This window comes from Streptomyces sp. 4F14, from assembly GCF_048159485.1.
In the GTDB taxonomy this organism is placed as follows: domain Bacteria; phylum Actinomycetota; class Actinomycetes; order Streptomycetales; family Streptomycetaceae; genus Streptomyces.
Window position 1 is genome coordinate 66,174 of sequence record NZ_JBLRVY010000022.1, and the last position, 20,306, is coordinate 86,479.

Sequence of the window (20,306 nt, forward strand, 5' to 3'; positions counted from 1 at the left end):
TTCGCTGGACCGATGATGTCACCCCGGTGGACCCTGAGGACGTGACCGACACCCCCTGGCTCTCCCGCCCCGCCGCCCGCACCTGGCGCTGCCCGCCACCGCCCACCGCCGTCCGCGACTTCCACCGCGCCCTCCCCGGCCACACCCCCACCCCTCTCACCGAACTCCCCGCCCTGGCCCGGGAATTGAACCTGGGCCGGGTCTTCGTCAAGGACGAGTCGTCCCGCCTCGGCCTCCCCGCGTTCAAGGCGCTCGGCGCCACCTGGGCCATCCACCGGGCCCTCGCCGAAGCCCCGGACACCACGACCCTCGTCACCGCCACCGACGGCAACCACGGCCGCGCGGTCGCCCGCACCGCACGCCAACTCGGCAAGCGGGCCCACGTGTTCGTCCCCAAGGGCGTCGACCCCGCCCCGATCGCCGCGGAAGGCGCCGAGGTCACCGAGGTCGACGGCGACTACGACACCGCCGTACGCCGCGCGGCCGAGACGCCGGACGCCCTCCTGGTCCAGGACACCGCCTGGCCGGGCTACGAGCGGATCCCGGCGTGGATCGTCGAGGGCTACGACACCCTGTGCGCGGAGATCGACGAACAGCTCCCCGCCGAACCGGACTTGATCGTCGTACCCGTCGGTGTCGGTTCGCTCGCGCAGGCCGTGGTCACCCACTACCGCAGCCGCCCGGCAGGCCGGGCCCCGGCGCTGATGTCGGTGGAACCGGAGAACGCGGCCTGCGTGCTGGAGAGCCTGACGCGCGGCGAGCCCGTCACCGTGCCCACGGGCCGGACGGCGATGGCGGGGCTGAACTGCGGCACCCCGTCGAGCCTCGCGTGGCCGTTCCTGCACGCCGGACTGGATGCCGCGATCGCCGTCACCGACACGGACAGCGCCCGCGCGGCCGCCGAACTCGGCGCCCTGGGCGTCGACTCGGGCCCCTGCGGCGCGGCCACGCTCGCCGGCCTGCGCGCGGCCCGGCACCTGCTGCCGGACCTCGGCCCCGACTCCGTGACCGTCCTGCTCAACACCGAAGGAGCGCCCCGATGATCGACGCCGACCGCCTCTGGCGGTCCCTCATGGACCTCGCCGAGATCGGCGCCTACGACGACGACCGCACCGGCCTGCGCGGCGTGAACCGCCTCGCCCTCACCGACGCCGACGCGGCGGGCCGCCGACAGGTCATCGCCTGGATGGAGGAAGCCCAACTCGCTGTCCGTATCGACGAGATGGGCAACATCTACGGCCGTCGCGAGGGCGCCGACCCCACCGCGGCGCCCGTCCTCACCGGCTCCCACATCGACAGCGTCGCCACCGCGGGCGCCTTCGACGGCTGCCTCGGAGTGCTCGGCGGCATCGAGGTCGTGCGCGCTCTCGACGAACGCGGTATTCGCACCCAACGGCCCATCGAGGTCGCCGTGTTCACCGAGGAGGAGGGCGTCCGCTTCGGCACCGACATGCTCGGCAGCGCCGTCGCCGCGGGACGGATCGGCCTGGAGTACGCCCATGCCCTGACCGACCGCGAGGGCCGCACCCTCGGCGCGGAACTCGCCCGCACCGGCTTCGACGGGCCCGCCGACGTCCGCCTCGATCCGCCGTACGCCTACGTCGAGTGCCACATCGAACAGGGCCCCGTCCTCGCTGAACACGGCGTTCCCGTAGGCGTCGTCACCGGCGTCCAGGGCATCTCCTGGCAGGAGATCACGATCCATGGCCGCGCCGCCCACGCCGGGACCACTCCGACGCACCTCCGCGCCGACGCCGGGCTCGCCGCTGCCCAAGTGATCGTGTATCTGCGGGAGTTGGTCGATTCCGGCGAGTACGGGGAGTTGCGTGCGACCGTCGGGCATCTCGTCGTCCACCCGGATCTGACGAACATCGTCCCGGCGCGGGCGGAGATGACCGTGGACCTGCGCAATCCGGACGATGAGCACATGGCTCGCGCGGAGGCGGCGTTGGCGGGCTACCTGCGTGAACTGGAGGGCAGTCGGCCGGGGTTGACGTTCAGTGCCCGGCGGATGGCCAAGACCGCTCACGTTCCCTTCGACGAGGGCGTCCAGAAGGTCATCGCCCAGGCCGCCGACGAGCACGGCCTCGCCCACATCTCCCTGCTCTCCGGCGCCGGACACGACGCCCAGGAGATCGCCGCGCTCTGCCCGACGGCCATGATCTTCGTACGGGGCGAGTACGACGGGATCAGCCACAACCCGCGCGAGTACTCGACGCCGGAGGCGTGCGCGCAGGGCGTGGACGTGCTGGCGACGACGCTGCTTCGGCTGGCGGGGGCCGTTCATGCATGAGCCGACGGGGCTTCTCGCCGAACTCGTCTCCATCGACTCCGTCAACCCCGACCTCGTCGCGGGCGGCGCGGGAGAGGCGGCCATCGCCGACTTCTGCGGCGCGTGGCTGCGCGGGCGCGGGTTCGAGGTCCACCGCCTCGAACGCCGCCCAGGACGCCCCTCGTTGGCCGCCGTCGCCCACGGCACCGGCGGCGGGCGCTCCCTCATGCTCAACGGCCACCTCGACACCGTCAGCCTCGCCGGGCACACCCTGCGGCCCCGGATCGCCGACGGCCGCATGTACGGCCGGGGCACCTTCGACATGAAGGGCGGCATCGCGGCCATGATGACCGCCGCCGCCCGCGCAACCGCCCGCGGTCCGCTGCGCGGTGACGTCGTCCTCGCGCTCGTCGCCGACGAGGAGTACGCCAGCGCCGGTACCGAGGAAGTCCTCGACTCCTTCACCGCCGACGCCGCGATCGTCACCGAACCCAGCCACCTCCAACTCACCCTCGCCCACAAGGGGTTCGCCTGGTTCGACGTACAGGTCCTCGGCCGCGCCGCCCACGGCTCACGCCCCGACCTCGGTATCGACGCCATCGCCAGAGCGGGCCATTTCCTGGTCGCTCTCGAAGAGTTGGGGCGACGCCTCGCCCAGGGACCCGGACACCGGCTGCTCGGCACGGGGACCGTGCACGCCTCCGTCATCCAGGGCGGAGAGGAGCCGTCCACCTACCCCGCGTCCTGCCGGATCACCGTGGAGCGGCGCACGGTCCCCGGGGAGAGCGTCACCGACGCGGAACGCGAACTCGCCGCCGTACTCGACCAACTCGCCGTAAACATCCCCGACTTCACGTACGAGCTGACGCGCGGTGTCCACCGTGACCCCTTCGAGGCCGACGCCGAGGCGCCGATCGTCCGGACTCTCGCCCGGCATGCCGAACTCGCCCTCGGGTACCCGCCGTCGATCCGCGCCGAGCCCTTCTGGACGGACTGCGCACTCCTGGACCGGGCCGGGATCCCCAGTGTCCTCTTCGGAGTTGACGGCGAGGGGGCGCACGCGGACACGGAGTACGTCGACCTGGCGTCCCTCGACCGCCTCACCGACATCCTGACCGGCACGATCATCGAGTTCTGCTCCTGATCCCCGGCCCCGCATACTGCGCGGATGGAACCTGTCGAGGAAGCCCGGCAGTGGCTCGCCGCGCGCGGTGTCGTCCAGAGCGAGGGCGGGTGGAGCGACCTCGACGAGCCCGAACGGCCGTGCACCGCCAACGAGATCGCCCACTCCTGGGCGGACGGCGTCTTCACCGACGACACCTTGGCCCCGGCCGACCGGGAGCGGCTGGCCTTCGGGCTCCTCGACGACCACTGGGTGACCGTCTGGACCGCCTTCGCGGAGATGCTCGGCAGCGACATCGGCCATATCGTGAGGCACCCGACCGCCCCGCTGCTCCGGCGCGCGGCCCGGGTGCTGAGCTGCTCGGGCCCGGCGCTGTGGCGGGTGAAGGAGCCGGCGTACATCACCGCGCCCCGGACGCCTGGCGGGAAGCGGCCCGCAGGACCAGTACATGAAGGGGGCGTGCGAGAGTTCCGTCACCGCAGTCCAGCCACCAGGAGCCCACCGATGCCCGACCGCCGCAGCATCCTGTACGTCACCGACCTCGCCTACCCGGCCCGGGGCCGACGCTACTGCGACGAGGACATCTACCTGACCTCCCGGCTCCGGACCGCCTTCGACATCGCCCTGTGTCATCCCCTGGACGCCGCCGCGCTGATGGACGCGTATGACGCCGTCGTGGTCCGCAACAGCGGGCCCGTGCTGCACTACCAGGACGCGTACGACGCGTTCCGCGCGCGGGCGTCGGCGAGCGGGGCGCGCGTGTACAACCCGCTGACGGGGCGCGGCGACATGGCCGGCAAGGGGTATCTCCTGGACCTCACCGCCGAGGGCCTGCCGGTCATACCGACCGTGGACCGCGCCGAGGACCTGCCGTCGCTCCCGGACCGCGACCTGTACGCGGTGAAGCCGAAGACGGGCGCGGACTCCATCGGCCTGCGCTTCGTCCCGCCGCAGGAGCTGGCGGGGCTCGCGTACGGCGACATCCTGGTGCAGCCCCGGATCGACTTCCGGTACGAGGCGTCGTTCTACTACGTCGACGACGCCTTCCAGTACGCCCTGTACGCCCCCGACCCCGCCCGGCGCTGGGCCCTCGAACCGTACGCGGCGAGTGACGCGGACCTGGCGTTCGCCCGGCGGTTCGTCGACTGGAACACCCTCGACCACGGCATCCAGCGGGTGGACGCGTGCCGTACGCGGGACGGGGACCTGCTGCTGGTCGAGCTGGAGGACCTCAACCCGTACCTGTCGCTGGACCTGGTCGAAGGGCGGGACGCGTTCGTGGACAGCATGGCGGAGTCGCTGCGGGGCTTCCTGGACGCGTCCTAGGCCGGCCTGTTCCAGGCAGCCGTCTCCACCCCCGGGTGGAGAGGGAAATCCACCCGGGGCCCACCCGTGGGCCGAGGCGCGGTGAGGGGGCGGCGGGCGATGCTCGGCGTATGGACTTCACGGACTGGGCGATCGACCTCGCTCTCATCGGACTGGTGCTGCTGCAACTGCGCGGACGCAGACTCACCGCGCGGACACTGCTGCTCCCCGTCGGCCTGGTCTGCTGGGCCGGGGTGAAATACCTGAAGGACGTCCCGACGACAAGTCACGACCTGATGCTGATCGTCCCGGCGGTGGCCATAGGACTCGCGCTCGGCACCGGCGCGGGCGCCACGACGAAGGTCTACCGGGACAAGGACGGCGACGTCTTCGCCAGAGCGACCCTCATAGCGGCCGTCCTCTGGGTCCTCGGCGTCGGCTTCCGCATGGCCTTCCAGCTCTACTCCACCCACGGCGGCGGCCCGACGATCGCCCGCTTCTCCCTGGACCACCACATCGACCTCACCGCCTGGGCCCCGGCCGTCGTCCTCATGGCCTTCGCCGAGGTCCTGGCCCGCACCGGAGTCGTCTGGGCACGGGGCCTGACGATCCGCCACCGCACACTCCACCAGCCGGCATGAACGGGACCCGGGCGCGGGGCGACGGCTCAGGGACGCCCCCGGCGTGCCACCTCGCCCAGCCACGCCAGGCTCGGCTTGGTATGCCGGGCGAAGGTCTCGCGGTCCACGGCGATGAGGCCGAGGGTGGGTTTCCAGTCGCCCCAGCGGTAGTTGTCGAGGGCGCTCCAGTGGAGGTAGCCGCGGACGTCGATGCCGTCGTCGATCGCGGCGAAGAGACCGTCCAGGGCCGCTCGGGTGTAGGCGATGCGGCGGGTGTCGTCGGGGGTGGCGATGCCGTTCTCCGTGACGAGGATGGGGATGCCGCCGGTGACGTCCCAGGTGTGGCGGACGGCCAGGGCGAGGGCGTCGGGGCGGTAGGACTTGCCGGACATGGTGTCGTCGGGGTGGGGGATGTGGGGTTCGAGGCCGTCGCGGGAGACCCACTCGCTGGAGTAGGACTGGACGCCCACGAAGTCGTCGCCACGGGAGGCTTCGAGGTAGAGGTCCTCCCAGACGTGTTCGACCTCGCGGAGCTTCGCCTCGGCGCCGGGGCGGGCGATGAAGGCGCGGTTGGCGACGGTCCAGCCGACGCCCGCGTCGGTGCGGGCGCGCAGCACCTCCCGGGCCGCGTGGTGGGCCTCGATCAGGGCGGCGCCGATCTCCGGGTCGGGGGCGGGGAGGCGGGGCCGGGTGGTGTCGGCGCCGGCGAGGCCCTGGGCGGTGAGGTGCTGCCGTTCGACGGTCATCATCATGGCGAGCATGTTGGGCTCGTTGAGGGTGGCGACCCAGGGGACGCCGTCCAGGATCGCGGTGACGGCCTCGACGTACCGAGTGAACCGCTCCACCGCCCGTGCGCCCAGCCAGCCGCCCTCCTCCGTGAACCAGCGCGGGCTGGAGAAGTGGTGGAGGGTGAGGACAGGGGTCAGGCCGAGGGAGAGCGCGGTGTCGATCATCCGCCGGTAGTGGGCGAGTTCGGCCCGGGAGAAGTGCCCGGGGACGGGCTCGACGCGTGCCCACTCGACGCCGAAGCGGTACGCGGTGAGACCGGCGTCCGCGAGGAGGCGCATGTCCTCGTCGTAGCGGTGGTAGCTGTCGGTCGCGTCGCCACTGCGCTCCAGGCCGGGGATCTGCCCCTCCCGGACCCACCAGTCGCTGTTGACGTTGTTGCCCTCGGTCTGGTGCGGGGAACTGGCGGCTCCCCACAGGAACGGCGTGCTGTCCGGCATGGGCGCTCCCGATGACAGAAACTAACCAAGGTGGTTAGATTTGGAGGTGATTAAACTCCCGGCCGGGGCGCGAGGCAAGCGTTCGCACGGAGGAAGCCCTGAGGAAGCGCGGAGCAAGTGCCGAGGGAGCACATGAGGCAGCACAGAGGAAGCACGGAGGGAAGCGCGTTGCGCGAGAAGACCGGCCCCCGAGGGCCGTACGCCACCACCCCGGCCCGCCGGACACAGATCGTCCGCGCCGCCCTCGCGAGCTTCGCCGAGCACGGCTTCGAGCGGGCCTCCCTGCGCGACATCGCCGCCCGCGCGGGCGTCACCCACGCCGCCCTCCTGCACCACTTCACCGGCAAGGAGGACCTCCTCGTCGCGGCGCTGGCCCAGCGTGACGCGTACGACGAGGAGCAGGCCGACCGTATCCTCGCCTCCGGCACCGACGGCGCCGCCGTCCTCGGGGAACTCCTCGCCGACGAGTTCGCCGACCCCGACCACCTGCGCAACTGGCTCGCCCTCGCCGTCGCCGCGACCAGCCCCGCGCACCCGGCCCACGCCTACTTCACCCACCGCGGCGAACGCCTCCGCGACCGCCTGCGCACCGGAGCCCTCCGCACGGCCCACGACGGCCCGGAACTCTCCACCGAGGAGAAGGCCGTCCTCGTCCTCGCCATGCTCGACGGCCTGCGCATCCAGGCCCTCCTGGACCCGTCGGCCGACCCCCTGCGCCTCCTGGAGGTCTTCATGCGGACGGTCATCACACCGGTCGACGGGGAATCCTGACCCCGCCGGCGTGCGGGGGCAGGCGAAAACGGCTCGCGGGGCCGGCGGTGCGGATGACAGGGTTCCGCGCATGGCACCGCAGTATCAGATCCGCGCCGACTACGACGCCCGCACGATCGTGGTCTACCAGGCGTACTCGCCCGCCATCGCGGACGCGGCACTGCGGGCGGGCCGCTTCGTCGCGCCGTTCTCCTTCCACCGCATGACGTGGATCAAGCCGTCGTTCACGTGGCTGATGCACCGCAGCAACTGGGCCCGCAAGTCCGGCCAGGAGCGCATTCTCGCGGTGCGGATGACGCGTGAGGGCTGGGAGGAGGCCCTGTCCCGGGCCGTGCTCACGACCGCGGACCCGGCGGCCGTGGCCCAGGCCGCCGTCCACGTCCAGTGGGACCCGGAGCGTTCGGCGCGCGGGGCGGCACTCAACCACTACAGCATCCAGGTCGGCATCGGCCGCCACCTGATCCGCACCTTCACCGACGACTGGATCACCGGCCTCACCGACCTCACCCCGCAGGTCCGTAAGGCGGCCGCCCTGATCCAGGCCGGGCAGGCCGCGAAGGCCCAGCGGATGTTCCCCGCGGAGCGCGTCTACCCGCTGCCCGCGCCCCTGGAGGACCGCCTCGCCTCAGGCGGGTGACCGCCGCGGGGCCACCTCGGCCTCGATCCGGGCGAGCTGCGCCGCGAGGAGTTCCTCGAAGGCCGCCCGGCGGTCCGCGCCGAGGGGACGGACGTCGCGGGCGAAGTGGGCCAGGGCCGGGAAGCGCGCGGGATCCGCGCCCAGGACCGCGACGCGGAACAGCTCCATGCCCTGTTCCTGCTCCTGCGGCGTGATCGAGCCCGCCCCCGCCTCGTGGGCGATCAGCGAGGCGATGAGGACGGCGAGCCGGTGGTAGCGCACCGGGATCTCCTCGTCGGGCAGACCCGACGCGCGCAGCGCCTGGAGCACCTCCTCCATGACCAGCCGTGAACCGGTGCCGCTCGACGCGTACCGCCCCCAGACCGCGGCGAGTTGGGGCTGACCGCCGAAGGCGTCCCGCAGCCGCAGGGCCAGCGCCGTGATGCGCTGCTTCCAGTCGCCCTCGGCTTGGTGGCCGTCCATCGCGGCGAGCAGGACGCGGTCGGCGACCGCGCGCAGCAGTTCCGTCTTGCTGCGGAAGTGCCGGTAGAGGCTGGAGGAGTCGGTCCCGAGGGCCGAGGCCAGCTTGCGCACGCTGAACGACTCCGCGTCGCCGGTACGCAGCAACTCGGCCGCCGCGTCCAGGATCTCGTCGGTCGACCAACGCCGTCGCCCTGTCATCGTGCCCCTCTCGCCGCCTCTCGACCGGCCTCACCCTAACTCATGCACTTGGTGTTGCACGCACTGCGTGCATAATGAGGACGCGAGCTTGTCCACGGCCCACGGAAGGACGCTTGACATGCAGAACCCCCTGGATCCACGGGAGTTGGACGCGGCCCTCGACTCCGTCCACCGCGCCGGCGTACCCGGCCTCTTCGCCGAGGTGCGCGACGGTGACCAGGTCTGGCGCGGCGCCGCCGGGGTCGCCGACCTCGCCACCGGACGCCCCGTCACCCCTGGCCTGTGCCACCGCGTCGGCAGCACCACCAAGACCTTCACCGCGGCGGCGGTGCTCCGGCAGGTGGAGCGCGGCGAGATCGCGCTGGACGCCCCGATCGGCCACTACCTCCCGAAGCTCGTCCCCGGGGAGCGCGGCGACGCGATCACCGTCCGGATGCTGCTCAACCACACCAGCGGCCTCGCCGAGTACCTGCCGTACGCCTACCCCTCCCTGCGGGCGTACCCCGACCTCGCCCGCACCGGTCCCGAGAGCCTGGACGCCCACCGGCTGACCCGTTTCGACCCCCTCGACCTGATCGAACTGGGCGTCACCGCACCCGCCGTCTGCGCCCCGGGCGGCTCACCGGGCGTGTACTCCAACACCAACTACCTGCTGCTGGCCCAGCTGTTGGAGCACACCACCGGCACCACCGCCGAGCGGTACATCACCCGCGAGGTCATCGAACGCGCGGGCCTCGACGACACTGAGTTCCCTGTGGGGCCGCACATCGAAGGCCCGTACTCACGGCTCTACGAGTCCTGGTTCGGCATGATCGACCCGCCCCGCGACTACAGCGACTTCGACATGTCCTGGGTCGGCCCCTCGGCCTCGCTGATCTCGACCGTCGCGGACCTCAACCGCTTCTACGGCAAGCTCCTCGCCGGACGGATCGTCGGCCCCGGGTCCCTGGCCGAGATGCGGCGCACGGTCCCGATCGTCTCCCAGGAGGGCAAGGTGATCGAGTACGGTCTCGGCCTGCACCCGACGGAGGTCCCCGGAGCCACCTGGTGGGGACACGGCGGTACGGTCTGGGGCGGCGGAACACTCGCCATGACCCGCGCCGACGGCGGACGGCAGCTGGCGGTCGCGGTCAACCTCCAGCGGTGGAACCGGCTGGACACCTCCGGCAGACCGCAACCACACGCGATCGACGGCGCGTTGGCGACGCTGTTCCGGGTGGCGATGCGGGGCTGAGGACACGGGGACGCGGCACCTTCAACCCCCTCCCCGGCACCCTCAGCGCCCTACCCGGACCCCCAGCGGGCTACCCGACACCCTTGGCGCCCCGCCCCACACCCTCAGCGGGCCCACCCGCCCCCTCACGCCGTGGCCAGCCGCAAGCTCTCCTCCACCGCCTGCGGAATGTCCACCACGGGGAACAAGGTGTGCCGTACGGTCCCCTCGCCGTCGGCGACGAGGATCAGCCGCTTGTGCCGCAGCCGCCCCGCTCCCCGGAACGTCGGAAGCCGCAGCGCGGCGGCCACCTCATGCCCGGCGTCGGACACCAGGGGGTACGGAATCCCCTCGGCCCGCGCGAACTCGGCCTGTTCCTCGGGGAGTTGCGTACTGACCCCGCGCAGCGCCACCCCCGAGCGCAGGAACGACGGCCACGCCTGGACGAAGAGCCGATGCTCCAGCGCGCACCCCGAGGCCCCCGGGATCGGCGGCGACCCCCAGTCGACACCCGTACCGGGGTAGGTGAACACCACGCTCGCCGCGGCGCCCGGCGACACCAGGGCGTCGGGCAGCCGCGTCCCCACCAGCCCCCGTACGCGGGCGTGTTCGGCGCCGTCCTCCCCGGCGGACGCGGTCAGCGCCCCGTCGCCCAGCACCCACCGGTCCCCCCAGTCCTGCATCGCCACCAGCAGCGGCAGCAGGGCTGTACCGGCGTCGGTGAGCACGTACTCGTACCGCACGGGCCGCCGCTGGTACAGGCTCCGCCGCAGGACCCCCTGGGCGACGAGCCGTCCGAGGCGTTCCGTGAGGACCTTGCGGGACAGGCCGATCTCCGCCGCGAGCGCGTCGAACCGGACGTGGCCGCGGGCGACTTCGCGCAGCACCAGGACGTTCCACCAGTCGCCCAGGACGAGTGCGGCCCCGGCGATCCCGCAGGTCTCGTCGGCGTTGTGCATTCTCATGCCCTCATAGTAGGTTCCTTTTCGGGACTCACTTTGTTTCCAGTCGGAACTTACTGCCCGCAGTCGCCCGCCGCCGCGCGGGCCCAGCGTGAGGAGACATGCCGTGACCGCGATCAGCAGGGTCGTCGCCCGGGAGATCATCGACAGCCGGGGCAACCCCACCGTCGAGGTGGACGTGGAGCTCAAGGACGGCTCCCTCGGCCGCGCCGCCGTCCCCTCGGGCGCCTCGACCGGCGCCCGCGAGGCGGTGGAACTGCGGGACGGCGACCCGAACCGCTTCCACGGCAAGGGCGTCCGGCGCGCGGTCGACGCCGTGAACGAGAGCATCGCGGACGCTGTCGTCGGCCTCGACGCCGAGGACCAGGCGACCGTCGACGCGACGATGACCGAACTCGACGGCACCCCCACCAAGGCCCGCCTCGGCGCCAACGCCCTGCTCGGCGTCTCGCTCGCCACCGCCAAGGCCGCGGCCGCCGCCCACCGGCTGCCGCTCTACCGCTACGTCGGCGGCGTCGACGCGCGCCTGCTGCCCGTGCCGATGATGAACATCGTCAACGGCGGCGCCCACGCCGACAATCCGCTCGACTTCCAGGAGTTCATGATCGCTCCCATCGGCGCGGCCACCTTCGCCGAGGCCGTCCGCATGGGCTCCGAGGTCTTCCACACCCTGCGCGCGAGCCTCCTCGCCGCCGGGCACAGCGTCAACGTCGGGGACGAGGGCGGCTTCGCGCCCGATCTGCGCACCGCCGACGAGGCGCTCGACTTCGTCGTGCGGGCCATCGAGCGCAGCGGCTACAAGCCCGGCACCGACATCACCCTCGTCATGGACCCGGCCGCCTCGGAGTTCTACCGGGACGGGGTGTACGACTACGCCGGGGAAGGCGTGCGCCGGACGCCCGTCGAACACGCCGAGTACCTCGCCGGGCTCGTCGAGCGCTACCCCGTCGCCTCCATCGAGGACCCGATGGGCGAGGACGACCACGAGGGCTGGCGCGACCTGACCGCGCGCCTCGGGGAACGCTGCCAGCTCACCGGCGACGACGTGTTCTGCACCAACGAGAGCCTCCTGAACGCCGGGATCCGCGACGGCATCGCCAACTCCATCCTCGTGAAGGTCAACCAGATCGGCACCCTCACCGAGACGCTCGCCACCGTCTCCACCGCCCACCGCGCCGGCTACACCGTCGTCATGTCCCACCGCTCCGGCGAGACCGAGGACACCACGATCGCGGACCTCGCCGTCGCGACGGGCTGCGGCCAGATCAAGACCGGCTCCCTGTCCCGGGCCGACCGGACCGCCAAGTACAACCAACTCGTGCGGATCGAGGAGGAGTTGGGAGCGCAGGCGCGGTATGCGGGGGCGGCGGCGCTGGGGCTGCGCGGCTGACGAAAGTGGACGGCGTCAATCGAGGATCGACTCGTCGAATTCCGTCTCGGACCATTCCCGCGTATCACCGTCCAACGCCCACGCGCGCCGCTCCAGCCCCTCGGCCGGGATCGTCCGGAAATCCTTCCCGTTGATACGGAATTCCGTCGTCCGCGTTTTCCCGTCCTTCGACCACACGATCTCGGGAACCCACACACAGTCACAGGTGCGCGTCCCCACCGCGAGGTCGATCGACAGAGCCCTTCCGTCGAAGAGTTCCTGAGGGAGTTTGACGGATCCCGTGAGCGTGACCGTCGCGAAATCGGCACCGCCGTCGAGATCGGCGCGGGCGACCAGAGGTATCGGCCCGTCCCCGCATCCCTGGCCCTTCAGGCCGACCAGAGTAGCCTGCCCGGGCGCCGGAGCCGGGTTCCGGCTCAGCACCTTGATCCTCAACTCCTTGATCTGGAGCGGCCGGTCGTCGACGGGCTGGACATCGATGACGACATGGGTGGAGGACGGGTCCCCGGCGGTGTCCTCGCTGATGAACGCCGGGTCGGGACTGCCGTCCCCGAGCACGGGTACGGCGCCGAAGTCACCGGGCGGCCTGGTCACCACCCATGCCTGCCACGGGCACAGGTACGCGCTCGACAGGTACTGGATGCCCTGCGCCTCCGCCTCCGGCTGGTCCGCTGCCCTGGGGGACTCGGCGACCCTCGGGGAACGGGAGCCGGAAACGTACAAGGGGGGTTTGTCTTCCTTGAATTGATCCCCGATCCACGAGAAACCACCGGTCATTCCGAGCCCGATCAGTGAGACGGCGATCGGCGCGATGATCGCCGTCGCGACGAAATTCCCGTCTCTGAGATAACGCCGCCAACCTGATGAGGGAGAGGGGCTGTCTGACACTAGAGACTCCTGTCGCTCAATGCGGCGTCGCGCAGGCCGTTCCCCGCTCAAAATACTCGCAGTACATTCGCTTGATGAAGCCTGCTCGGTGGGGGATTGTCTTCCTGATCGGTGTTCTGATCGCGGGCGGACTCGTCGTCTGGCAGCGCGAGAGGGAATTCGCGGAGACGCGCGATGAATTGGCGTCCCAGAAGCGGAGCGTCTCCCGCCTGCTCGCCGCCGAGTCCACCGACCTCATGGACACGGACCCCGACCTGGCCGCTCTCCTCGCCGTGCGGGCGTACCAGGTCAGTGCCACCGGCGAGGCGGACACCGCCCTGCGCGACGCGGCGGCTCTCCCGCTCCGGCGCCGGCTGGCGGGGCATCATGACGCGGTGCTGTCCCTGGCGTTCAGTGCGGACGGCAACTCCCTGGCGAGCGCCGGGGGTTCGGCGGACGACACGCGTGCGGTGAAGGTGTGGGACACCCGGACCGGACGCCTGCGCAGGAACCTGCCGTACCACCCCGAAACCCTCGTACGGGCCCTCCAGTTCACCCCCGACGGCCGCACCCTGGCGATCGGCTATGCCGACGGAACCCTGCGCCTGTGGGACACCGCGACCGGCCGCCCCCGCACGACCCTGACCTTCCGCGTCCCCCGCCCCACCGCCGCCGCCTTCAGCCCCGACGCGCGCACCTACGCAGCCGCGGGCGAGGACAGGACCGTCCGCCTCTGGGACACGTCAACGGGCCGTCTGCGTACGGCGTTTGACTACCCGACCGACGACCTGGTCCAGGAGCTCCGCTTCAGCCCCGACGGCCGCACCCTCGCCACCACGAGCAACGACAGGCGCACCGTACGCCTGTGGCGCGACGGCCGCCTCCGCCTGACCCTCACCGCGGCCGAAGACGCCGCCACGACCACGGCGTTCAGCCCCGACGGCCGCACCCTCGCCGTCGGCGGCCAGTTGAGGAGCATCGGCCTGTGGGACACCGCCACCGGACGCTCGCGCGCCACCCTCACCGGCGAGGAGGCCGACGCCGTGGCGTTCAGCCCGGACGGCCGCACCCTCGCGAGCGGCGGCCAGAGTGGCGCCGTACGGCTGTGGGACGTCGCGAGCCGGGCCCCGAGGGCCGTGTACCCCGGACACGCGGGGCCGCTTACCGCGCTGGTGTTCGGTCCCGACGGGCGGAGCCTCGCGAGTGGGAGTGACGACTGCGCCGTACGGCTGTGGGACGTGCCGGTCGGGCGGGTTGTCAGGGTCGGGCAAGTGCCGGTCACCGCGCTGGAGTTCGCCGCCGACGGGCGGGTGGTCGCGACGACCGGTGACGACGGGATCGTACGGAACTGGGATGTCGTGAGCGGGAAGCGGCTCGGCGGGACCAGGGTCGTGGGGCGGACGGGGGTGGTGGTCAGTCCGGACGGGCGGGCTCGGGCTGTCGTGAAGGACGGGATGGTGCGGCTGCCGAGTGGTGGGCGGACGTACGAGCTGGTCACGATGATGATGCTGCCCGATGACGCGCATCTGGTGTTCAGTCCCGACAGCCGCACGCTCGCCGTGAACGACGGAGGGGTCGTGTGGATGTGGGACACGGACACCGGGGAGAAGCAGTTGAGCCGTAACGACGGGCTCGGGACCATCGCCGGGCAGGAGGGGAACGTCACCGCGCTCGGCTTCAGTCCCGACGGGCGCACTCTTCTCACCGCGAGCGACGACCGTGCCGCGCGGCTGTGGGACGTCGCGACCGGGCGGCTGCGCACCACGCTCACCGGGCACACCGGCCCGCTCACCGCGATCGCGTCGAGCCGGGACGGGCGTACGGTCGCCACGGCGGGCGCCGACGGGACCGTACGACTGTGGGGCGTCGACGCGCCCGGTGGGGACGCGGCGGTCGGCAAGGTGTGCCGGAGTGTGGGGCGGGGCTTCAGCGCGGAGGAGCGGGCGAAGTACTCCGGGGAGGTGTGCTCGCGCGGGTGAGACGGGCCGGTTCGCCTACAATCGGGCCGAACGACCGGAGCGGGTAACGGAACGACCGTAGGAGTGTGGCCGGATGAGTGAGGCGGTCACGGCGTTGCGGGCGGTCGCGGGGAACGTGCGGGCCGCCCGGTCGCGGGCGGGGCTGTCGCTGGACGAGTTGAGCCGGCGGGCGCAGGTCAGCAAGGGCGCTCTGGTGGCGCTGGAGAAGGCGCAGGGCAATCCCAACCTCGCGACGCTGGTCCGGCTCGCCGACGCGCTCGGCATCTCCGTCTCCGCGCTGATGCAGGGGCCCGCCGAGGGGCGCGTACGGATCGTCGACGCCGCCGACGTCACCCCGCTGTGGGAGGGGGAGCGGGGCGGTGAGGCGCGGCTCGTGCTGACCACGGGCGGGTCCGCGCCGGTCGAGGTGTGGCGGTGGCGGCTGGAACCCGGCGAGGACTACCCGAGCAGCCCGCACCAGGCGGGGGTCGTGGAGACGGTCAGCGTGCTGTCGGGCCGGATGACGCTCGTCGTCGACGGCACGGAGTACGACCTCGCAGCGGGGCGGACGGCCACGTTCGACGGCGACCTGCCGCACGCCTACCGGGGGGCGGGGACGGAGACGTGCCGCCTGATCATGACGGTGCACCTGCCGCCCACGCCCGCCTGAGGCGTCAGCCGACTCCCACGCTCAGGTACTCCACGCCCGTCCGCTCCGCATGCCCCGCCAGCAGCCCCTGCAACTCCTCCGCCGCCAGCTTCACGAGATGCCCGTCCCGCTCCGCGCGCAGTGTCTCCAGCACGAACGCCACCCGCGTCGAGTCCTCGGTGACCCGCGTGCGGTGGGCGTCCCGGTGGTTCCAGTGCCGGGTGAGGACGTCGGTGGTGTCGACGTAGATCACCTCGCCGGCCTTGGGTGTCTCGGCGACGTCCGGCTCCCCGAGCGGCGTGAACGTCTCGGTGCCGTCCGCGTACCGGATCTCGATGTCCCCGGTGACCCGGTCGAGGTCGAAGGCCCCGGCGGGCAGCCCGTGCCGTACCGACACGGCGTTGTAGGAGTCGACCGCCGGGTTGATGCGGGGGAGTGTCCCCTTCTTCGCCATGCGCCGGCCGAGCGCGTCGACGCTGGGCCGGACGCGGCGCGGGTTCGTGCCGAAGGCGCGGTACGCCGTGTGCCACGCCTCGATCCGGGGGTCGGTCTCGTCGGCCGGCGCCCAGGTCCCGTCGGCGAGCCGCCGCTCCAGCTCCGCGAGGGCGGCGGCGGTGTCGGGCCACTCCTCGTGCCCGCGCAGTCCGGTGGCGGTGACGACGGCGACGAGTGTGCCGGGGAACGCCTCGGCGACGGCGGGGCTGATGCTGAGGGCAGTCATGCGCGGGTCCGATCCGGTGGGCTGGGGCCAGCCTCGATGGTCAATGGAACGACTGAATTGTACAGCGAACCGACCGGCGCGGGCCAATCACCTCCACCGCCACCATCCCGGCGCCGGCGTCAGCCGTCGAGCCCGAGGGCGTCCAGCACGGTGACGACCTCGCGCCGGTCGTCGGCGCCCAACTCCCGCAGCGGACGCGGGAGGTTGGGCTCACCGGCGAGCCCGAGGTGGGACGCGGCTGCCGACATCACCCGCAGGCTCCCGTGCCGCCTGAACAGCGCCCACAGCGGCTCCAGTTGGTCCGACAGGTCACTCGCCGGGCCCGCGTGACCGTCCTGCGCGGCCCGGGTGAGGGCGAGCGCGGTGCGCGGGAAGAGCCCGCCGAGCACCGAATACCACACGTCCGCACCGGAGTTCAGGCCCCGCACGGCCGTCCAGTCCCCGCTGACCCCGACGGTCACCGACGCGGGCAGCAGCGCCCGCAGCACGGGGAGCCGTGCAGAGGCGCCCTCGCCGGGGATCTTCACCGACCTGATGTTCGGCAACTGCCCGATGCGGGCGTGGAGTTCGTCGGTGAACCGGACGTGCGTGGTCGCCGGGTTGTCGTACACGCACAGCGGCACGGACAGTTCGCGGGTGACGTCCTCGTACAGCCCGAACACCTCGTCGTCGGTGAGGGGCTGGTACGTCATCGGCGCCAGCAGGACCGCCGAGGCGCCCGCTTTCTGCGCGTCCTCGGCCAGCTCCAGGACGTGCGCGGTGCGCAGAGCGCCGATGCCGACCATGACGGGGACGCCGTCCGCCGCGTCCACGGCCGACTTGGCGGCGTGGGCGCGCTGTTCGCGGGTCAGGTAGGCGTAGCCGCCGGTCGAGCCGAGAGCGCCGATGGAGTCGACCCCGGCGGCGGCGAGCCGGGCGACCAGCGCGGTGTACGCGGCGGTGTCGACGCCGCGCTCGTCGGTGGGGGTGAGGGGGAAGGCGCTGAGGCCGTGGAACATGGGGGGCTCCTTGCGGGACAGGTCAGCTCGACTCCGCGACCACGGCGGCCAGTTCGGCGGCGAACGCCTCGGCCTGCGGTGCGGTGAGCGTGGAGGTGGTCACCCGGATCGCGGGGCGCCGGGACGGGTCGTGGAGGAAGAGGTGACCGGGGCGCACGGCCCAGCCGCGCCGCGCGAGGGCGTCGACCACCGGGCGGTCGTCCACGCCGAGTTCGATCCACACGTTGAGGCCGTCGGTCCGCCGCGGGACCTCGATGCCGTGCGCGCCCAGGTGCCGTACGAGCAGGTCGGCGCGGGCGGCGTAGCTCTCGCGGGCCCGTTCGTGGAGGTCGTGGACGGCCGGGTCGAGCAGCAGGTCGCGGACCGTGTCCTGGAGGAGCCGGCTCACCCACGTCGTCCCCGCGCTGAGCCGCGCCTCCAGCCGCGCCGCGCTCTGCGTGTCGGCGGCGACGAGGGCGACCCGCAGGTCCGGACCGAGGAACTTCGACACGGACCGCACGAGCGCCCAACGCGCCGTACTCGCCGGGGTGATCCGGTGGTACGAGCGGGCCGACACCGCCGAGAAGTGGTCGTCCTCGATCACCAGCACCTGCGGGTGGCCGGCGAGGACCGCGCGCAGCTCGGCGGCACGCTCCGAAGTGAGGCTCGCGCCGGTCGGGTTGTGCGCGCGGGGCGTGGCGACCACCGCGCGCGCCCCGCTGTCGAGGGCGGCCCGCAGCGCGTCGGGGCGCATCCCGGCGTCGTCGACCGGGACCGGGGCGCCGCGGTAGCCGTTGAGGCGCAGGGTGCCGATGCTCGCGAGGAAACAGGGGTCCTCGACCGCCACCAGGTCGCCGCGCGTGAGGTGCGCGTTGAGCAGCCGCTCGGTCGCGTCGACCGCGCCGTGCGTGACCAGCGTCCGGAACGGCCGGTCGACGTCCTCGGCGAAGTCGGCGTCCGCCCAGGCCGCGAGCGCCGGGTCGACGGCGGGCACCCCGTACAGGTACCGCCCCCGGCGGGCCGCCGTCAGGATGTCCGGCAGCAGCTCCGGATCCGGGTTCCCGCTGGCCAGATCCACGGCCGCCCCGCCGACGCCGACGCCCTCGCGGGCGAGCTGCGGTACGGCGGAGACGACCGTCCCGCCCCGCCCCCTCGTCTGGGCGACCCCGGCCTCGACGAGCCGCCGGTAGGCGAGCGCCACCGTGTTCCGGTTGACGCCCAGCTCCGCGCCGAGCGCCCGTACCGGCGGCAGCGGGGTGCCCGGCGGCAGCGCCCCCGACGCGACCTGGTCCCGTACGCTCCCGGCGATCTCCGCCGCCGTCGTCCCCGTGATGGGCACCCGACCACCTCCGCCGCCGACCCTAACACCTTTGTCCTATGCCAAAAGATGCTGTCCGTCACCCGGGACACGGCGCCCGCCCTCCTCCTCCCGGCGGAGGCCACCCCGCCGACCGGCGGGGGTGGACCGGACAGCTGCCGGATGGCCGCCCGGCCGCCCGGCACCGAAGCTGGAGGCATGCAACGACAGGAACAGCAGAAGAAGCGCCGCTCGCTCGCGGGCGGCTGGGAAGGCATCCTCCTGAGCCTCGCGGCCGGCTTCGCGGTGCTGGCGGTGATCCGGCCGGACCTGTACGGCGGCCTGATCGAGGGATTCGCGACGACCGTCACCGCACTGGCCCACTGACCCCCACCCCTCCCCGGAAGCCCGCACCCCCGTGATCCCCACCGTCCTGGCCGCCGCGCTGATGGCCCTGATCCGCTCCCTCGCCGCGCTGCGCCTCCAACGCTGGCACCTCGGCGCCCCCGCGACGATGGTGCTGGCGGGCATCCTGGTCGGGCTCAGCGTCGAGGACTCGGTCGCCGCCGCGCTGAACACGGAGGTCGCCCAGCACGTCGCCGAGATCATCCTGGCGTTCCTGCTGTTCGTCGACGCCACCGAGATCCGCGGCGGCCGCCTCTGGGGCAACTCGCCCCGCCTGGTCGCCCGGGTCCTGCTGATCGCGCTCCCGCTGAGCCTCGGCGCGGCCATGCTGCTCGGCAAACTGGCGTTCCCCGGCCTGTCCTGGGCGCTGATGCTGGTCATCGCCTGCGTCGTCGTCCCCATCGACTTCGCGCCCAGCGAGGGCGTCGTCCGGGACGGGCGGCTGGCGTCGCGCGTACGGAGCGTCCTGAACGTCGAGAGCGGCTACAACGACGGCATCGTCTCGCCGCTGTTCCTGTTCGCGCTGCTGCTGGCCGGCGGGAGCACCACCCTCCACACGCCGGCCGAGGCACTGACGAGCGCCGCCGGGCAGGCCGTGAAGGCCGTCCTCGCCGGGCTCGTCATCGGCAGCCTCGTCGCCTGGCTCCTGCACCGGGCCGACCGCGCCGGCTGGACGACCGGCCAGTCACGCCGGATCGCCGTCCTGCTCACCCCGCTGATCGCCTACACGGCCGGCGTCGAGATCGGCGGCAACGGCTTCGTCACCTCCTTCGTCTGCGGGATCGCCTTCCGGTACGTCCACCGCGTCCTCGTCGCCCGCCGCCGGGCCCACCGTTCCGCCATCGGCTCCCACGAGGTCGTCCTCCTGGAGGACGTCACCACGCTGATGACGATGACCATGTGGTTCGTCGTGGGCCTCGCGGCCGTCGTCACCGTCGAACTCGGCGTGACCTGGCAGGCGGTCCTCTTCTGCCTCGCCGCCCTCACCGTCGTACGCATCGTCCCGGTCCTCCTCGCGCTCACCGGATCGCCCCTCGGGCGCAAGGACCGGCTGCTCCTCGGGCTCCTCGGGCCGCGCGGGACGACGACGATCGTGTTCGGGCTGATCGCCTACAACAGCCTTCCCGACGGGGACCGCGCCGACGCCGTGCTCCAGACGACGGTGCTGTCCGTGCTGGGGAGCGTGCTGCTGCACGGCATGTGCTCGGAGGCGTTGATCAGACGGACGGCGGGCCGGTGACGGGGTGCCCAGG

20 protein-coding genes are annotated in these 20,306 nt (G+C 72.5%); 13 read left to right on the top strand and 7 right to left on the bottom strand.

The window, feature by feature from the left end; genetic code table 11:
* Positions 1 to 41: 41 nt before the first annotated feature.
* The 5 genes from ACLZOT_RS32455 to ACLZOT_RS32475 all read left to right on the top strand — a co-directional run bounded on the left by ACLZOT_RS32455 (position 42) and on the right by ACLZOT_RS32475 (position 5,341).
* On the top strand, positions 42 to 1,043 hold the full coding sequence (locus ACLZOT_RS32455; RefSeq protein ID WP_416972694.1) for a pyridoxal-phosphate dependent enzyme: 1,002 nt from the start codon (positions 42 to 44) through the stop codon (positions 1,041 to 1,043).
* Positions 1,040 to 2,293: a Zn-dependent hydrolase gene (locus tag ACLZOT_RS32460; RefSeq protein WP_416972695.1), complete on the top strand. Its 1,254-nt coding sequence runs from the start codon at positions 1,040 to 1,042 to the stop codon at positions 2,291 to 2,293. Before ACLZOT_RS32455 ends, ACLZOT_RS32460 begins: the two co-directional genes overlap by 4 nt.
* Positions 2,286 to 3,416 (top strand): M20/M25/M40 family metallo-hydrolase, encoded by a 1,131-nt coding sequence (locus tag ACLZOT_RS32465; protein WP_416972696.1) that lies wholly within the window; start codon positions 2,286 to 2,288, stop codon positions 3,414 to 3,416. The genes ACLZOT_RS32460 and ACLZOT_RS32465 overlap by 8 nt, the downstream gene beginning before the upstream one ends.
* 483 nt (positions 3,417 to 3,899) lie before the next feature.
* The gene (locus tag ACLZOT_RS32470) at positions 3,900 to 4,721 is read left to right on the top strand and encodes a hypothetical protein (protein WP_416972777.1); all 822 of its coding nucleotides are present in this window, start codon (positions 3,900 to 3,902) and stop codon (positions 4,719 to 4,721) included.
* A gap of 110 nt (positions 4,722 to 4,831) precedes the next feature.
* Positions 4,832 to 5,341, top strand: a complete 510-nt coding sequence (locus ACLZOT_RS32475; protein ID WP_416972697.1) for a hypothetical protein — start codon at positions 4,832 to 4,834, stop codon at positions 5,339 to 5,341.
* Between the two features lie 26 nt (positions 5,342 to 5,367).
* Here the strand turns inward: ACLZOT_RS32475 and ACLZOT_RS32480 are convergent, their stop codons facing one another.
* On the bottom strand, positions 5,368 to 6,546 hold the full coding sequence (locus ACLZOT_RS32480) for a family 1 glycosylhydrolase (RefSeq protein WP_416972698.1): 1,179 nt from the start codon (positions 6,544 to 6,546) through the stop codon (positions 5,368 to 5,370).
* 132 nt (positions 6,547 to 6,678) lie between these two features.
* Between ACLZOT_RS32480 and ACLZOT_RS32485 the strand changes: the two genes are divergently transcribed.
* Both ACLZOT_RS32485 and ACLZOT_RS32490 read left to right on the top strand, forming a co-directional pair.
* Positions 6,679 to 7,317 carry a TetR/AcrR family transcriptional regulator gene (locus tag ACLZOT_RS32485; protein WP_416972699.1) on the top strand — a complete coding sequence of 213 codons (639 nt, stop codon included), beginning with the start codon at positions 6,679 to 6,681 and terminating at the stop codon, positions 7,315 to 7,317.
* A gap of 70 nt (positions 7,318 to 7,387) precedes the next feature.
* Positions 7,388 to 7,954: a DUF4291 domain-containing protein gene (locus ACLZOT_RS32490; protein WP_416972700.1), complete on the top strand. Its 567-nt coding sequence runs from the start codon at positions 7,388 to 7,390 to the stop codon at positions 7,952 to 7,954.
* On the opposite strand, the gene ACLZOT_RS32495 is transcribed toward ACLZOT_RS32490, so the two are convergent.
* Complete coding sequence (locus ACLZOT_RS32495; RefSeq protein WP_416972701.1) at positions 7,943 to 8,614, bottom strand: TetR/AcrR family transcriptional regulator; 672 nt, start codon at positions 8,612 to 8,614, stop codon at positions 7,943 to 7,945. The two genes, ACLZOT_RS32490 and ACLZOT_RS32495, sit on opposite strands and share 12 nt — an antisense overlap.
* A 118-nt stretch (positions 8,615 to 8,732) precedes the next feature.
* On the opposite strand from ACLZOT_RS32495, the gene ACLZOT_RS32500 reads away from it, so the two are divergent.
* Positions 8,733 to 9,848, top strand: coding sequence for a serine hydrolase domain-containing protein (locus tag ACLZOT_RS32500; protein WP_416972702.1), 1,116 nt, complete (start codon positions 8,733 to 8,735; stop codon positions 9,846 to 9,848).
* A gap of 125 nt (positions 9,849 to 9,973) precedes the next feature.
* On the opposite strand, the gene ACLZOT_RS32505 is transcribed toward ACLZOT_RS32500, so the two are convergent.
* On the bottom strand, positions 9,974 to 10,792 hold the full coding sequence (locus ACLZOT_RS32505) for a winged helix-turn-helix transcriptional regulator (protein WP_416972703.1): 819 nt from the start codon (positions 10,790 to 10,792) through the stop codon (positions 9,974 to 9,976).
* A gap of 103 nt (positions 10,793 to 10,895) precedes the next feature.
* Here ACLZOT_RS32505 and eno point away from each other — a divergent pair, with 103 nt between their 5' ends.
* Positions 10,896 to 12,179 carry a phosphopyruvate hydratase gene (eno, locus tag ACLZOT_RS32510; protein WP_416972704.1) on the top strand — a complete coding sequence of 428 codons (1,284 nt, stop codon included), beginning with the start codon at positions 10,896 to 10,898 and terminating at the stop codon, positions 12,177 to 12,179.
* A 15-nt stretch (positions 12,180 to 12,194) separates the two neighbouring features.
* Here the strand turns inward: eno and ACLZOT_RS32515 are convergent, their stop codons facing one another.
* Positions 12,195 to 12,902, bottom strand: a complete 708-nt coding sequence (locus ACLZOT_RS32515; protein WP_416972705.1) for a hypothetical protein — start codon at positions 12,900 to 12,902, stop codon at positions 12,195 to 12,197.
* Between the two features lie 239 nt (positions 12,903 to 13,141).
* On the opposite strand from ACLZOT_RS32515, the gene ACLZOT_RS32520 reads away from it, so the two are divergent.
* Together ACLZOT_RS32520 and ACLZOT_RS32525 are read left to right on the top strand one after the other, a co-directional pair.
* Complete coding sequence (locus ACLZOT_RS32520) at positions 13,142 to 15,025, top strand: WD40 repeat domain-containing protein (protein WP_416972706.1); 1,884 nt, start codon at positions 13,142 to 13,144, stop codon at positions 15,023 to 15,025.
* A 73-nt stretch (positions 15,026 to 15,098) separates the two neighbouring features.
* A complete protein-coding gene (locus ACLZOT_RS32525; protein WP_416972707.1) occupies positions 15,099 to 15,674 on the top strand; it encodes a helix-turn-helix domain-containing protein in 576 nt (191 codons plus the stop codon).
* A 4-nt stretch (positions 15,675 to 15,678) separates the two neighbouring features.
* Here ACLZOT_RS32525 and ACLZOT_RS32530 read toward each other — a convergent pair whose 3' ends face one another.
* The 3 genes from ACLZOT_RS32530 to ACLZOT_RS32540 all read right to left on the bottom strand — a co-directional run bounded on the left by ACLZOT_RS32530 (position 15,679) and on the right by ACLZOT_RS32540 (position 18,690).
* Positions 15,679 to 16,374 carry a B3/4 domain-containing protein gene (locus tag ACLZOT_RS32530; protein WP_416972708.1) on the bottom strand — a complete coding sequence of 232 codons (696 nt, stop codon included), beginning with the start codon at positions 16,372 to 16,374 and terminating at the stop codon, positions 15,679 to 15,681.
* A 119-nt stretch (positions 16,375 to 16,493) separates the two neighbouring features.
* Positions 16,494 to 17,372 carry a dihydrodipicolinate synthase family protein gene (locus tag ACLZOT_RS32535; protein ID WP_416972709.1) on the bottom strand — a complete coding sequence of 293 codons (879 nt, stop codon included), beginning with the start codon at positions 17,370 to 17,372 and terminating at the stop codon, positions 16,494 to 16,496.
* A gap of 22 nt (positions 17,373 to 17,394) precedes the next feature.
* Complete coding sequence (locus ACLZOT_RS32540) at positions 17,395 to 18,690, bottom strand: aminotransferase class I/II-fold pyridoxal phosphate-dependent enzyme (RefSeq protein WP_416972710.1); 1,296 nt, start codon at positions 18,688 to 18,690, stop codon at positions 17,395 to 17,397.
* 48 nt (positions 18,691 to 18,738) lie between these two features.
* Between ACLZOT_RS32540 and ACLZOT_RS32545 the strand changes: the two genes are divergently transcribed.
* Together ACLZOT_RS32545 and ACLZOT_RS32550 are read left to right on the top strand one after the other, a co-directional pair.
* Positions 18,739 to 19,035, top strand: a complete 297-nt coding sequence (locus tag ACLZOT_RS32545) for a hypothetical protein (RefSeq protein WP_416972711.1) — start codon at positions 18,739 to 18,741, stop codon at positions 19,033 to 19,035.
* Between the two features lie 31 nt (positions 19,036 to 19,066).
* Positions 19,067 to 20,293 carry a cation:proton antiporter gene (locus ACLZOT_RS32550; RefSeq protein WP_416972712.1) on the top strand — a complete coding sequence of 409 codons (1,227 nt, stop codon included), beginning with the start codon at positions 19,067 to 19,069 and terminating at the stop codon, positions 20,291 to 20,293.
* Positions 20,294 to 20,306 lie beyond the last annotated feature (13 nt).

Bases quoted from the DNA above. Each gene is read 5' to 3' on its own strand.
- ACLZOT_RS32480 (WP_416972698.1), bottom strand. From the start codon at position 6,546: ATGCCGGACAGCACGCCGTTCCTGTGGGGAGCCGCCAGTTCCCCGCAC.
- ACLZOT_RS32490 (WP_416972700.1), top strand. From the start codon at position 7,388: ATGGCACCGCAGTATCAGATCCGCGCCGACTACGACGCCCGCACGATC.
- ACLZOT_RS32505 (WP_416972703.1), bottom strand. From the start codon at position 10,792: ATGAGAATGCACAACGCCGACGAGACCTGCGGGATCGCCGGGGCCGCA.
- ACLZOT_RS32485 (WP_416972699.1), top strand. From the start codon at position 6,679: ATGAGGCAGCACAGAGGAAGCACGGAGGGAAGCGCGTTGCGCGAGAAG.
- ACLZOT_RS32530 (WP_416972708.1), bottom strand. From the start codon at position 16,374: ATGACTGCCCTCAGCATCAGCCCCGCCGTCGCCGAGGCGTTCCCCGGC.
- ACLZOT_RS32495 (WP_416972701.1), bottom strand. From the start codon at position 8,614: ATGACAGGGCGACGGCGTTGGTCGACCGACGAGATCCTGGACGCGGCG.
- ACLZOT_RS32470 (WP_416972777.1), top strand. From the start codon at position 3,900: ATGCCCGACCGCCGCAGCATCCTGTACGTCACCGACCTCGCCTACCCG.
- ACLZOT_RS32535 (WP_416972709.1), bottom strand. From the start codon at position 17,372: ATGTTCCACGGCCTCAGCGCCTTCCCCCTCACCCCCACCGACGAGCGC.
- ACLZOT_RS32500 (WP_416972702.1), top strand. From the start codon at position 8,733: ATGCAGAACCCCCTGGATCCACGGGAGTTGGACGCGGCCCTCGACTCC.
- ACLZOT_RS32545 (WP_416972711.1), top strand. From the start codon at position 18,739: ATGCTGTCCGTCACCCGGGACACGGCGCCCGCCCTCCTCCTCCCGGCG.
- ACLZOT_RS32465 (WP_416972696.1), top strand. From the start codon at position 2,286: ATGCATGAGCCGACGGGGCTTCTCGCCGAACTCGTCTCCATCGACTCC.
- ACLZOT_RS32520 (WP_416972706.1), top strand. From the start codon at position 13,142: ATGAAGCCTGCTCGGTGGGGGATTGTCTTCCTGATCGGTGTTCTGATC.
- ACLZOT_RS32460 (WP_416972695.1), top strand. From the start codon at position 1,040: ATGATCGACGCCGACCGCCTCTGGCGGTCCCTCATGGACCTCGCCGAG.
- ACLZOT_RS32525 (WP_416972707.1), top strand. From the start codon at position 15,099: ATGAGTGAGGCGGTCACGGCGTTGCGGGCGGTCGCGGGGAACGTGCGG.
- ACLZOT_RS32475 (WP_416972697.1), top strand. From the start codon at position 4,832: ATGGACTTCACGGACTGGGCGATCGACCTCGCTCTCATCGGACTGGTG.